At 67.4% G+C, this 13,271-nt stretch carries 13 protein-coding genes; 1 reads left to right on the top strand and 12 read right to left on the bottom strand.

The window, feature by feature from the left end:
• The first annotated feature begins 58 nt into the window (after nt 1-58).
• Nucleotides 59-1,156 (top strand): TRAP transporter substrate-binding protein, encoded by a 1,098-nt coding sequence (locus tag PWS46_RS08140; protein ID WP_434613535.1) that lies wholly within the window; start codon nt 59-61, stop codon nt 1,154-1,156.
• 47 nt (nt 1,157-1,203) lie between these two features.
• Here the strand turns inward: PWS46_RS08140 and PWS46_RS08135 are convergent, their stop codons facing one another.
• The 12 genes from PWS46_RS08135 to PWS46_RS08080 form a co-directional block, all read right to left on the bottom strand.
• Nucleotides 1,204-2,013, bottom strand: coding sequence for an MBL fold metallo-hydrolase (locus tag PWS46_RS08135; RefSeq protein ID WP_434613532.1), 810 nt, complete (start codon nt 2,011-2,013; stop codon nt 1,204-1,206).
• Nucleotides 2,010-2,804: a TatD family hydrolase gene (locus tag PWS46_RS08130; RefSeq protein ID WP_434613530.1), complete on the bottom strand. Its 795-nt coding sequence runs from the start codon at nt 2,802-2,804 to the stop codon at nt 2,010-2,012. The genes PWS46_RS08135 and PWS46_RS08130 overlap by 4 nt, the downstream gene beginning before the upstream one ends.
• Nucleotides 2,805-2,813: 9 nt before the next feature.
• On the bottom strand, nt 2,814-4,364 hold the full coding sequence (metG, locus tag PWS46_RS08125) for a methionine--tRNA ligase (protein ID WP_434613527.1): 1,551 nt from the start codon (nt 4,362-4,364) through the stop codon (nt 2,814-2,816).
• 51 nt (nt 4,365-4,415) lie between these two features.
• Nucleotides 4,416-5,552 carry a DNA polymerase III subunit delta' gene (locus PWS46_RS08120; protein ID WP_434613524.1) on the bottom strand — a complete coding sequence of 379 codons (1,137 nt, stop codon included), beginning with the start codon at nt 5,550-5,552 and terminating at the stop codon, nt 4,416-4,418.
• Complete coding sequence (gene tmk, locus PWS46_RS08115) at nt 5,549-6,208, bottom strand: dTMP kinase (RefSeq protein WP_434619949.1); 660 nt, start codon at nt 6,206-6,208, stop codon at nt 5,549-5,551. Before tmk ends, PWS46_RS08120 begins: the two co-directional genes overlap by 4 nt.
• Nucleotides 6,209-6,219: 11 nt before the next feature.
• Nucleotides 6,220-7,410, bottom strand: coding sequence for a D-alanyl-D-alanine carboxypeptidase family protein (locus PWS46_RS08110; protein ID WP_434613522.1), 1,191 nt, complete (start codon nt 7,408-7,410; stop codon nt 6,220-6,222).
• Between the two features lie 87 nt (nt 7,411-7,497).
• Entirely contained in the window at nt 7,498-8,457 is a 960-nt protein-coding gene (locus tag PWS46_RS08105; RefSeq protein ID WP_434613519.1) for a septal ring lytic transglycosylase RlpA family protein, read from the bottom strand.
• A 133-nt stretch (nt 8,458-8,590) separates the two neighbouring features.
• The gene (locus PWS46_RS08100) at nt 8,591-9,385 is read right to left on the bottom strand and encodes a YdcF family protein (RefSeq protein WP_434613516.1); all 795 of its coding nucleotides are present in this window, start codon (nt 9,383-9,385) and stop codon (nt 8,591-8,593) included.
• An 82-nt stretch (nt 9,386-9,467) separates the two neighbouring features.
• A complete protein-coding gene (locus PWS46_RS08095) occupies nt 9,468-9,860 on the bottom strand; it encodes a VOC family protein (RefSeq protein ID WP_434613513.1) in 393 nt (130 codons plus the stop codon).
• Nucleotides 9,861-9,898: 38 nt separating this feature from the next.
• Nucleotides 9,899-10,486: a class I SAM-dependent methyltransferase gene (locus PWS46_RS08090; protein ID WP_434613510.1), complete on the bottom strand. Its 588-nt coding sequence runs from the start codon at nt 10,484-10,486 to the stop codon at nt 9,899-9,901.
• Between the two features lie 43 nt (nt 10,487-10,529).
• A complete protein-coding gene (locus PWS46_RS08085) occupies nt 10,530-11,234 on the bottom strand; it encodes an exopolysaccharide biosynthesis protein (RefSeq protein WP_434613507.1) in 705 nt (234 codons plus the stop codon).
• Nucleotides 11,231-13,126 (bottom strand): ABC-F family ATP-binding cassette domain-containing protein, encoded by a 1,896-nt coding sequence (locus tag PWS46_RS08080; protein WP_434613504.1) that lies wholly within the window; start codon nt 13,124-13,126, stop codon nt 11,231-11,233. The genes PWS46_RS08085 and PWS46_RS08080 overlap by 4 nt, the downstream gene beginning before the upstream one ends.
• Between the last annotated feature and the right edge of the window lie 145 nt (nt 13,127-13,271).

Below are 13,271 nucleotides of genomic sequence, written 5' to 3'. Positions count from 1 at the left end.
GCGTCCGCCGGTTCGGCGATAAGAACGCATAACAGAGAATGGACAAGGGAGCTTCTGCATGAAACGTCGTGCATTTCTGACCTCCGCCGGTGTGGGCGTCGCCGCCAGCACGCTTGCCGCCCCCGCCATCGCCCAGTCCACGCCCGAGATCAAGTGGCGCTGCGCCTCCAGCTTCCCGAAGAGCCTCGACACCATCTATGGCGGTGCGGAGTTCGTGGCGAAGCGCGTGGCCGAGCTGACGGACAACAAGTTCCAGATCCGCGTCTTCGCAGCTGGCGAGATCGTTCCGGCTCTGCAGGTTCTGGACGCGGTCAAGGACGGCACGATCGAGTGCGGCCACACCGTCTCCTACTATTACGTCGGCAAGGATCCGACCTTCGCCTTCGACGCGGCGATGCCGTTCGGCCTGAACGCCCGCCAGCAGAACGCCTGGATGACCCATGGCGGCGGCAAGGAACTGATGGCGGAGTTCTTCGCCGGCCACAATCTGGTCGCCATCGGCGCAGGCAACACCGGCACCCAGATGGGCGGCTGGTTCCGCAAGGAAATCAAGACCGTCGAGGACCTGAAGGGCCTGAAGTTCCGCATCGGCGGCTATGCCGGCACCATCATGGCCAAGCTGGGCGTCGTGCCGCAGCAGATCGGCGGCGGCGACATCTATCCGGCGCTGGAAAAGGGCACCATCGACGGTGCCGAGTTCGTCGGCCCCTATGACGACGAGAAGCTCGGCTTCAACAAGGTCGCCAAGTACTACTACTATCCCGGCTGGTGGGAAGGCGGCCCGCAGGTCTCCATGATGTTCGGCAAGGAGAAGTTCGAGTCGCTGCCGCCGGCCTACAAGGCAGCGCTCCAGGCGGCCTGCGCCGACGCCACGCTGGACATGCTGGGCAAGTACGACGTCCAGAACATGACCGCGCTGAAGCGTCTGGTCGCCTCCGGCACCCAGTTGCGCCCGTTCCCGAACGAAGTGATGCAGGCCTGCTATCAGGCCGCCATTGAGGTGTACGAGGACGAAGCGGCGAAGAACGAGAAGTTCCGCAAGATCTACGACGCGTGGAAGAAGTTCCGCGAGGAAGAGTATCTGTGGTTCCGCGTCGCCGAATACAGCTTCGACCGCTTCGTCTACGCAGCCCCGCCGCTTGAGAAGAAGAAGTAAGAAGTTTTTTGGTAGGGGGCATCGGCTTCGATTGCCCCCTCCCACCCTCAAACCTCGATCACCAGCCCATCATACGCCGGCTCGACCCCCTCCGGCAGGATTCGCAGCAGGCTGTCGTAGTCCATGCTGTTGTCCATGTGGGTCAGATAGGCCCGGCGAGGCTTTACCCGCTCGATCCACTCCAGCGTCAACGCCAGATGGGCATGTACGGGATGGGGCGGCTCGATCCGGCCGCAATCGACCACCCAGGTGTCCACCCCCGCCAGCGCCTCGAACGCGCGGTCGTCCAACCGCACCACGTCGGTCGAATAGGCGAAGCGCCCGAACCGGTAGCCGACCGTCCGCATATAGCCGTGATCCTGCTCGAACGGCGTCACCTCCAACCCCTTCACGCTGAACGGCCCGGCGATCCGATGCGTTTTCAGCACCGGCCGGTAGAAGGGATATCCCTCCGGCAGCGGATCGAAGCAGTAGGGGAAGCGGACCTCAATGTCCCGCAGATGATCGTCCCAGCCATAGGCGTCGATCGGCGCATGCATGTGCCGGCAGATCTCGCGCAGTTCGTCGATGCCGTGGCAATGGTCGGCATGCTGGTGGGTCCACAGCACGGCGTCCAGCCGCGCACAGCCGCTGTCGAGCAGTTGCTGCCGCAGGTCGGGAGAGGTGTCGACCAGCACCGATACCTCGCCGGTCTCCACCAGCACCGACGGGCGCATGCGGCGGTTCTTCGGATTGGCGGGATCGCAGCGGCCCCACTGGCCGCCGGGGATGCCGGCGATCACCGGCACGCCACGCGACCCGCCGCAGCCCAGCACGGTCACGCGCATCGCGCCGGGTGATGCGCCGGCTTCGTTCATGCAGCAGCCTTGTCTTGGGCGGCCTTGTCGAACAGGCGGAAGAAATTGTCGGTGGTGATGCGGGCCAGTTCCTCCGCCGACACGCCCTTCACCTCCGCCACGCAGGCCGCGGTGTGGGCGACGTAAGCCGGTTCATTGCGCTTGCCGCGGAAGGGGATGGGCGCGAGATAGGGTGCGTCCGTCTCCACCAGGATGCGGTCGAGCGGCACGTCCTTCACGATGGCGCGCAGCTCTTCCGACTTCTTGAAGGTGACGATCCCCGACAGCGACAGGGTGAAGCCGTACTCGACCGCCTCTTCCGCCAACGCCCGGCCGGAGCTGAAGCAATGCAGCAGCCCCTTCACCCTTTGTCCGGCCGCTTCCTCCTTGACGATGCGCATGGTGTCGTCGTCGGCGTCGCGGGTGTGGATGATCAGCGGCAGGCCGGTCTCCAGGCTGGCGCGGATGTGCCGGCGGAAGCACTCCTGCTGCCGGTCGCGCGGGCTCTTGTCATAGAAGTAGTCGAGCCCGGTCTCGCCCAGCCCGATCACCTTGGGATGGCGCGACAGCTCCACCAGCTTGTCCACGGTGGTGATGGCGAACTCCTCCGCCGCCTGATGGGGATGGACCCCCACCGAGCAGAGGATGTCGTCATAGCGCTCCGCCACCGCCAGGATGCGTTCGAACCGGCTGATGTAGGTGCAGATGGTGACCATCCGCCCGATGCCGGCCTGCCGGGCACGGTCGACGACCGCGTCCAGTTCTTCGGCGAAATCGGGAAAGTCGAGATGGCAATGGCTGTCGACGAGCATACGGGGAACTCAGGCCTTCGGTTCTTCGACGTAACGCGGGAAGACGCCCTGCGGCGTCGGCAGCGGGGTGCCGGCCGCGAGTGCTCCCGACGGCCCCAGCGTGCCGAAGCCGCGCGCATCCGGACCCAGCGCCAGCAGGTCGAGGATCTTGGCGGAGGCGTCCGGCATCACCGGCTGGGTCAGGATGGCGAGATGGCGGATCGTCTCGGCCAGCACATACAGCACGGTCGCCATGCGCGCCGGGTCGGTCTTCTTCAGCGCCCACGGCGCCTGTTCGTCGACATAGCGGTTGGCATCGCCGACCACGGCCCAGATGGCGTCCAACGCCTTGTGGAAGGCTTGCGCCTTGAACTCCGCCCGGACGATGTCGAGCATGCCGTAGGCCGCACCCAGAAGGGCGTTGTCGGCGTCCGTGAATTCGCCCGGGGTCGGCACGGCGCCGCCGCAGTTCTTGCCGATCATCGACAGGACGCGCTGCACCAGATTGCCGTAATCGTTGGCCAGGTTGCCGTTGATCCGGTTGACCATCTGCTTGTGCGAGAAGTCGCCGTCATTGCCGAACGGCACTTCGCGCAGCAGGAAATAGCGGGTCTGATCGAGGCCGTAGGTGTTGACCAGGGTCTCCGGCGCGATGACGTTGCCGAGAGACTTCGACATCTTCTGGCCTTCGATCGTCCACCAGCCATGGGCGAACACTCGGCGGGGCGGCTGCAGGCCGGCGGCCATCAGGAAGGCCGGCCAATAGACGGCATGGAAGCGCAGGATATCCTTGCCGACCATGTGCAGGTCGGCCGGCCAGTATTTGGCATACTCGCCCGTCGTGTCGGGATAGCCGACGGCGGTGATGTAGTTCGCCAGCGCGTCGAGCCAGACATACATGATGTGGGCGTCGTCGCCCGGCACCGGGATGCCCCACTTGAAGGTGGTGCGGCTGACCGACAGGTCCTTCAGGCCCGACTTGACGAAGGACATCACCTCGTTGCGCTTGCCGGCCGGGGCGATGAAGTCCGGGTTCTGTTCATAGAACTCGATCAGCCGGTCCTGCCAGGCCGAGAGCTTGAAGAAGTAGGACGGCTCCTCCACCCATTCGCACTCGGCGCCGGTGGGGGCGATCTTCTTGCCCTCAGGATTGGTGGTCAGCTCGTCCTCGCCATAGAAGGCTTCGTCGCGAACCGAATACCAGCCGGCGTAGGAACCCAGATAGATCTCGCCGCGATCCTTCAGCACCGTCCACAGCGCCTGCACCGACTTGACGTGGCGCGGCTCGGTGGTGCGGATGAAGTCGTCGTTGGAATAGTTCATCAGCGATACCAGATCGCGGAAGTTCTGCGACACCCGGTCGGTGAACTCCTGCGGCGCGATGCCGGCCTTCTCCGCCGACTTCTCCACCTTCTGGCCGTGCTCGTCGGTGCCGGTCAGGAACTTCACGTCATAGCCATCGAGGCGCATGAACCGGGCGAGGACGTCGCAGGCAAGCGTCGTGTAGGCGTGGCCGATGTGCGGCACGTCGTTCACGTAATAGATCGGCGTCGTCAGATAGAAGGTCTTGGGCCCGGCCATTTGCGGCACTTTCTTTCAAGTCAGGTTCAACCGGCAGGTTCTGAAATAACCCTAGGCGGCTGCCGTCTCCAGCGCCGCCAGGGCGTTCAGGACCACCTGCTTGCGGTCCAGGTTTGCGGATTCCGCGCGCGCGAAAAGACGCTGAACCTTTTCCCACACCTCCACCCAACGTTCAAGACCGCGGGCGTTGGCCAGCCGGGTCATCAGGGCGGCCTCGCCCGGCACCACCTCCGCCGGCCAGGACCCGCGGGCGAGCGAACGGGCGAAGCGGGCCAGCCACCAGACCAGCAGTTCGGTCGCGGTTTCGAACATTCCGTCGTCCTGCTTGCGGGTCAGCTTGTCGCCGAAGGCATGCGCCGCGGCGATATCGATGCGCGGCAGGTCGGACAACAGCCCGATCATCTCGCGGTAGAGCGCCAGTCCACCGGCATCGGCAAGGTCGATGGAGCGGCCGACGCTGCCTTCCGACAGGCGGGCCAGCGCCGGGCGGTCGTCGGCGGCGATGTCCGGCCTGTGCTGCCCCAGCAAATCGATGACGGTGTCTTCGGCCAGTGGCTTCAGCGTCAGCTTGCGGCAGCGCGATCGGATGGTCGGCAGCATGCCGCCGGGATTATCGCTGACCAGCAGCAGCAGGGCGCCGGGCGGCGGCTCCTCCAGGATCTTCAGGATGGCGTTCAGGCCGCTCAGGTTCATGCGGTCGGCACCGTCGATCACCGCGACGCGCCAGCCGCCTTCCGCCGAGGTCCGGCGCAGGAAGGGGCCGATCTTGCGCACGTCGTCCACCGCGATGTCGCGCTTCAGCCGGCCCTTCTTCTCGTCGCGCTGGCGTTCGATGGTCAGCAGATCGGCATGCCCGCCCGACGCCACACGGCGGAACACCGGATGGTCCGGACCGATGTGCAGCGAGGTTACCGGTGCCGCTCCGCCCAAGAGACTATTGCCGAACAGGCTGTCTCCGGGCGGGTCCTGGGCCAGGACGAAGCGGGCGAAGCGGAAGGCCAGCGTCGCCTTGCCGATCCCCGGCGAACCGCCGATCAGCCAGGCATGCGGCAGCCGGCCGGAGTTCCAGGCCTCCAGCAGCAACCCCTCCGCCTCCTCATGTCCGACGAGGTCCGGGTTACGCCGGGGGGCAAGCACCTCTTCCGCGGCCGATGCTGCGGCAGGGGTGGATGTCCGCGCCTTGCTCACGACGCGAGCCCCAGCCGGCCGGCAACGGCGTCCCAGACGCGGGCCTGCACCCCGTCCAGGTCGGCATCCGCATCCACCACCGCGCAGCGCTCCGGCTCCCGCCGGGCGATGTCGAGGAAGCCGTCGCGCAGCCGCTGGTGAAAGCCGATGTCCATCCGCTCATAACGGTCCTCGCCGCCATGGCGCGAGGCGGCGCGGCGCAGGCCTGTCTCCACGTCGATGTCGAGGATCAGCGTCAGGTCGGGCCGGAACTCGCCCAGTGCCGCCCGCTGCAAGGTCTCCACCAGCTCGCGCCCCAGCCCCAGCCCATAGCCCTGATAGGCCATGGTGCTGTCGAAGAAGCGGTCGCACAGCACCCACTTGCCGGCCTCCAGCGCCGGCCACACCGTCCGTTCCAGATGGTCGCGGCGGGCGGCGGTGTGCAGCAGCGCCTCCGTCACCGGACTCCAGCGGCCGGTCTCGCCGGTCACCAGCAGGGCGCGGATTTCCTCCGCCCCCGGCGATCCGCCCGGTTCGCGCGTCGTCACGACCTCGATGCCCCGGGTGCGCAGGGACTCGGCCAGACGGCGCAGCTGCGTCGACTTGCCGGCCCCTTCGCCGCCTTCCAGCGTGATGAAGCGGCCACGGTTGGCGGAGGCGGCGAAGGAGGTCGGCATGGTCGTCACGATTACAGGCTGTTGCCGAAGACGAGATATTTGGCGGCGGCGAAGGCGCGGCCGACGAAGCCGGCCTTCGGCACGTCCTGCGCCGCCACCACCGGCACCTCCTTGCCCGGGAAGCCGGGGGCGGAGATGACCAGCTTGCCGACAGTGTCGCCCTTCTTGATCGGGGCGGCAACCGGCGCGCTGCTGACCAGCGACACCTTCATGCCGGGGCGGTCGGTGCGGGCCATGGTGACGCTCAGGTTCTGCGGCACGGTGACGGGAACGCTGTCCTGTTCGCCCAGCCAGACCGGCACCTGCTCGATCGTCTCGCCGCCCTTGTAGAGGGTGTAGGAGGCGAATTCACGGAAGCCCCATTCGATCAGACGGGCCGATTCGTCGGCGCGCGCCTGCATGCTGGGCAGGCCGTTGACCACCAGCAGCAGGCGCCGCCCCTCGCGCTCGCCCGACGCGGTCAGGCCATAGCCGCCGGCGTCGGTGTGGCCGGTCTTCATGCCGTCCACATCCATGCCGCGGTACAGCAGAGGGTTGCGGTTGCCCTGGTTGATGCCGTGGTACTTGAACTCCCGGATCGAGTAGTAATGGTAGAATTCCGGAAATTCCTTGATCAGATGCTCGGCCAGGATCGCCAGATCGCGGGCGGTCATATAGTGGTTCGGGTCGGGCCAGCCGGTGGAGTTGACGAAGTTGCTGTTCTTCAGCCCCAACTCGCGCGCCTTCTTGTTCGCCTGCTCGGCGAAGGACCCTTCCGACCCGGCCAGACCTTCGGCCAGCACGATGCAGGCGTCGTTGCCGGACTGGACGATCATGCCCTTGATCAGGTCATCAACCTTGATGTTGTTGTGAAGCTCCACGAACATCTTGGAGCCCTGCATCCGCCAGGCGCGCTCGCTGACCGGCAGCGTGCTTTCCAGCGTCAGACGGCCGGCCTTGATCGCCTCGAAGGTCAGATAGGCGGTCATGATCTTGCTCATCGACGAGGGCGCCATCCGCTCGTCGGCATTCTTCTCGAACAGCACGGTGTTCGAGGTCAGATCGACCAGGATCGCCTGCTTGGCGATGGTGTCGATGGTCGCGGCCTGGACCGAAACCGCGGTGAAGCCGGCGCCAATCGTGGCCCCGGCCATCGCAATTCCGGCCGCAACAGCGACGGAACGGCCGAAAACGGCACACAGGCGGACGACAACAGCGTTCATGGCAACAATCCTCCAAGGGCACTCGGTACAGGCATTGGGTCACTGGCGCTCGCGAAGAGCGGCCGGGGATGAGGTCGGGTGGACGGATCAATCCACCACGATTTTGGCCTCCGTAAGGCCGGCTTGGATAATCTGGTTCAGCAGGCTGTCGGCCCGGTCCACGCTGTCCAGAGGGCCGACGCGGACGCGGTGCAGGGTCATGCCGGCCGACCGGGTCCGGCTGACGCTGGCATGCTGGCCGATGGCCGACAGCCGGGCGCGTGCCTTCGCCACATTCTCCTCGCTGCCGAAGGCGCCGACCTGCACATAGATGGCCTCATGTGCCTTCACCGGCAATTGCGCCACGACGGGGGCCGGCACGAAGCGTCCTTCCGACATGGTGCCGGCGACGGTGGCGGGCGGGGGAATGGGGGCGCCGACGACCGCCGGGCGGGCAGCCGCCAGCGTCGTCACCGGCCCGGCCGGCCCCGTCACCTCGATCCGGCCGCGCGGAGCGGCCTTCGGCGGCGGGCCGTCCAGTTCGGCCAGCATCGGGGCGGGCGTGCCCTGGCGCGCAGCGGCTGCGATGGCGCGGCTTTCCTCCGCCAGGATCTGCACGCGCACCTTGGCGGTGCCGGGACCGTCGAAGCCCAGCAGCTGGGCGCCGCGCCGCGACATGTCGATGATGCGGCCGTTGGCGTAGGGGCCACGGTCGTTGATGCGCACCACGATGGCCCGACCGTTGTCCAGATTGGTGACCCGGACCAGGCTCGGCATCGGCAGCGTCTTGTGCGCGGCGGTCAATTCGTTCTGATCGTAGATTTCACCGTTGGCGGTGTTCTTCTCATGGAAGCCGGGACCGTACCACGAGGCGATGCCGGTCTCGTCGTAGCTGTAATCTTCCTTGGGATAGTACCAGACGCCGTTGATCTGATAGGGCTTTCCCACCTTGTAGACGCCGCTGGTCGGAAGGCCCGATCCGGTGACGGCGGGCTTCTGCGCGCAGGCGGCGAGCGCTGCCACGCCGACCAGCACGACGACCCTGCTCACCCCGCGCCAGCGACGCATCCGCCAAACCCCTTGCTTCTCCAAACCCGGCCGGAACGCCGGGGCGGCGGCACTCTAGCGGGTTGGCATCGCCGCGCCAATGCCTCGAACGCGGCAGAAACACGATGACACAGCCGGTGCGCGGGCCGGACCTTCAGGGGGCGGGGAACAGGCTTTCGGTGCGGCCCATCAGCCAATAGGCGGTCAGCCCGATCCATTCCCGCACGGCGTCGTCCAGGATCACCAAATTCTGCCCGAACTCGAACCGCAGATACGGCTTGGCGTCATGCCGGGTGCGGTAATCGACAGGGTAGGGGATGACCTCCCACCCGATCCGCCGAAATATGCCGACCGACCGCGGCATGTGCATGGCCGACGTGACGAGCACCCAGCGCTCCCCCGGCGCCGGCTTGACCATCTCCTTGCTGAAGACCGCGTTTTCCCAAGTGTTGCGGGAGTCCGCCTCATAGATCACTCGGTCGGCGGGGATGCCGGCCTGAGCCAAGGCGGCGCGGGCGGTGACGTCCTCCTTGTACTCCTGGCCCAGCAGCCGGCCGGACCCGCCGGTGAAGACAGCCTTGGCCTCGGGATGGCGGCGGACGAGGTCGGCGAAGCCCAGGATGCGCTCGGCCGCCTCATTGACGGAGGGATCGCCGCGGTCGGCGGTGATCGGCGGGTTGACCGCGCCGCCCAGCATGACGATGCCGTCGATCCGCCCCTCAGGCTCCACCCGCGGGAAGCGGTTCTCCAGCGGCAGGGCGACCAGCGCGCCCAGCCCCGTATACATGACCAGCAGAAGCAGCGCCGCCGCCAGCGTCACCAGCCGCCGCCCGGCGCGCTGCCAGCGCCGCGTCCGCATCAGCACCACCCCCAGCGCCACCGCCAGCACCAGCGCATTGCCGGGCGCGAAGACGCCCCACAGCAGCTTCGACAGGATGAAGGACAGCACCGGGGCATCCATGGCTGTGAGAGGGAGGCCGGAGCATAAGCGGGGCGCCAAGGCGGGGCAACCGTGGTCGCTCCCGGTGCCGTCAGCCTCCGACCGGCGTGCACAGCTCCACGAGGGTGCCGTCGGGACAGCGGATGAAGGAGACGGTCTGTCCCCATGGCATGGCCTTCGGCGGCGCCAGTTCGGCGGCGCCGGCGGCCAGCGCCGTGGCGTGCGCCGCCTCCACATCGTCGGTGACCAGGGCGATCTCGACGCCCAATGGCTTGTCGCTGCCGCTGGCGAACACATAGCCGGCGGAATGATGCGACAGTGCCAGTTCCTGGCTGGCGAAGGACAGGGTGGTGGTGCCGGTGTCCAACTCGCCATAGTCGCCCGTTTCGGCGAGGAAGCGGCGGTTCAGGCCGAAAGCCTTCTCGAAGAAGGCCAGCGATGCGGCGACGTTGGGAACGTAGAGAATGGTGTAGCCGAATCTCATTGGACTACTCGCAGGGGTTGGAATGCCTGGGCACTCTATCACGCTCTGTCGCGCCAGTACCCCCACACCGAAGCCGGCGGCAGGTTCCGCAGCGTGAAGCCCAGCCGTTCCCCCTTCAGCCCCAGGGCCCTGCGGTTCAGCGGCGAGTGCGGCATGAAGCTGTAGAGCAGGAAGCGTCCGCCCGGCCGCAGGATGCGGAAGGTGGCGTCCAGCACTTCGCGCTGGAACTCCAGCGGGAAGGTGATCATCGGGATGCCGATCACCACCGTGCCGACCTTGCCGCACAACGCCTCCCCCAGCAGCTCCGGCGCGTTGCGGCAGTCGTCGGCGATGACGGTGACGGCGGGGCAGCGGGCGCGCAGATGGCGGGCGAGGTCGCGGTCGATTTCGAAGCTGTAGAGCCGGTCGGCGGGGATGCCGGACTCCAGGATCGCGGCGGTGATCGGGCCGGTGCCGCCGCCGAACTCCACCACCGCCTCGTCCGGTTCGCAGCGGATTTCGCGGGTGATCCGGCGCCGCAGTGCCTGCGAGGAGGGGGCGACCGACCCCATCGCCCAGGGATCGGCCAGCCAACGGCGGAAGAACAGCCAGGATTCGGAAAGCGATGCGGGCGCGGTCTGGTTCATCGGTGGACCTCCCTGGATCGGGGCGGCCCATCCGCGGCTCACCCTACAGCGGAGTTGCTGCCATAAGATGGTGACCTGCGTATGACAGCCCGCTCGCCACCAGCGTCAGGAACACCAGCGCCGCCACGGTCAGCCCCAGCCCGATGCCGATGGCGCCGCCGTCGCGCTCGATCAGCCCCAGCGAGATCAGCACCAGCGCGAAGCCCGGCAGCCAGCCGGTCAGCGGCAGCGGCACGATGCAGGTCAGTGTCAGGATGAACAGCAGAAGCCCGAACCAGCGCTCCTGATCGATGCGGGCGAGCCGGTGCAGCCGCGGCTTCAGCATCCGCTCGATCCCGGTCAGGCGCGGCATGGCGGCGTCCAGCGTGCGCGCCGCCAGCCCGGTGCCGATGGACCGCCGCAGCAGCCAGTCCGGCAGCCGCGCCCCGCGCCGGCCGAAGGCGAGCTGGGCGGTGTAGAGCACGATCGGCAGGTCGAACAGGCAGGACACGCCCAGTGGCACCGGCGCGATGGTCGGCAGCGACAGCGCCAGCAGGATGGTGCCGAGCGAGCGGTCGCCCAGCGCCCGGATCAGATCACCCAGCGTGACCCGCCCTGCCGGCAGGTTGGCGCGGAAACGGGCCAGCACGTCCGACGTGCGTTCCTCCTCCACCCCGTCGCACAGCGCGGGCAGGGCGATGGCGCCGTCGCGCTGCGGTTGGCCGGCATCATCGGCGAGCGGGTGATCGATGTGGTGATCGGCGTTCAAACGCCGGCCTCCGCCGCGGCGCTCTCGTAGAGTTCGAGCGCCTCCAGCCAGGTTTCCTCGGCAGTCGCCAGTTTCTTCTCCACCGTGCCCAGTTCGATCTGCAGCTTGGTCAGCTTGTCCGACGGGCCGCTGTAGAGCGCGGGGTCGGACATCTTCGCCTCGATCTTGCGCTTCTCCTCGCTCAGCTTGGTCACCAGCGCCTCGGCGTCGGTGGCCTTGCGCTTCAGCGGGGCGAGCGCCGTGCGCGCTTCGGCGGCGGCGCGGCGCTGGTCCTTCTTGTTCGGCCCGGCGTCACGCTCCGCACCGCCCTTCGCCACCGCCCGTTCCGCCCTGGCGCGGTCGAGCAGATAGCGGCGGTAATCATCGAGGTCGCCGTCATAGGCCTGCACCGTGCCGTCGGCGACCAGCAGCAGCCGGTCCACCGTCATCTCGATCAGGTGGGGGTCGTGGCTGATGATGATGACGGCGCCGGGGAAGTCGTTGATCGCCTCGATCAGCGCTTCGCGGCTATCGATGTCCAGATGGTTGGTCGGTTCGTCCAGCATCAGGATGTGCGGGACTTCCCGGCTCATCAGCGCCAGCAGCAGGCGGGCCTTCTCGCCGCCCGACAGGTTGGAAATCTTGGTCTCCGCCTTCGCCTGGGGGAAGCCGAAGCGGCCGAGATGGGCGCGTACCTTCTCCTCCAGCGCCAGCGGCATGATGCGCTGTGTCTGCTGGATCGGCGTCAGCGACAGGTCCAGTTCCTCGGCCTGATGCTGGGCGAAATAGCCGATGCGCAGCTTGGACGAGCGCCGCATCTCGCCGGCCATCGGCTGCAGCCGGTTGGCCAGCAGCTTGACCAGCGTCGATTTGCCGTTGCCGTTGGCGCCCAGGAGGCCGATGCGGTCCTCCATGTCGATGCGCAGGTTGACCCGCCGCAGGATCACCTTGTCGCCATAGCCGATGCTCACCCCCTCCAGCGCGATCAGCGGCGGCGCCAGCTCGTCGGGGGCTGGGAAGTTGAAGACGACCTCGGGATCGTCCTCCATCAGCGTAATCGACTCCATCTTCTCCAGCAGCTTCAGGCGGCTCTGCGCCTGACGGGCCTTGCTGGCCTTGAAGCGGAAGCGGTCGACATAGGACATCATGTGCTTGCGCCGCGCCTCCTGCTTGGCGGCCATGGAGGCGATGCGCTCCTGGTTGGCGCGGCGCTGCGCCAGGAACTGGTCGTAATTGCCGCTGTAGGTGACGAGCTTGCCCTGGTCGATGTGGATCGTCGTGGTCGGCACCGCGTTCAGCAGCTCGCGGTCGTGGCTGACCAGCAGGATGGTGTGCGGGTAGTTCTTCAGATAGCCCTCGAGCCAGATGGTCGCTTCGAGGTCGAGGTGGTTGGTCGGCTCGTCCAGCAGCAGCAGATCGGGGCGGGAGAACAACACGCCGGCCAGCGCCACGCGCATCCGCCAGCCGCCGGAGAAGTCGGAGCAGGGCCGCTGTTGCGCCTCGGCGTCGAAGCCCAGGCCGGACAGCACCTGCGCGGCGCGCGACGGGGCGGAGTGCGCCTCGATGTCGGCGAGCCGGGCGTGGATTTCGCCGATGCGCATCGGGTCGGTCGCCGTCTCCGCCTCGGCCAGCAGGGCGGTGCGTTCGGTGTCGGCGGCCAGCACCGCGTCGATCAGCGTGGTCGGGCCGCTGGGGGCCTCCTGCGCCACCATGCCCATCCGCATGCCGGCCGGCAGGGTGACGGCGCCGGCGTCCGTCTGCAGCTGGCCCGAGATCAGCTTCAGCAGGGTCGATTTCCCGGTGCCGTTGCGCCCGACCAGCGCCACGCGATGCCCTTTGGGCACCACCGCCGTCGCGTGGTCGAACAACACTCGGCCGCCGAAGCGGAAGGTCAGGTCATTGATGTGCAGCATAGCGCGCGAGGATGTAGCACGAGGGGCCGCCGATTTGAAGCGGGGGTCGGCGAATGGCACGGCTTTGTCCCGCGCGGGACGGCCCGGTTGCCGGGGCACCGGCCGGGGGGCGGCCGGCGAATTTGTTTGAACACGACCAAAATGG

Source organism: Azospirillum sp. B2RO_4 (assembly GCF_051124815.1).
In the GTDB taxonomy this organism is placed as follows: Bacteria; Pseudomonadota; Alphaproteobacteria; order Azospirillales; family Azospirillaceae; genus Azospirillum.
This window is presented reverse-complemented; position numbering and strand designations above follow the sequence as displayed.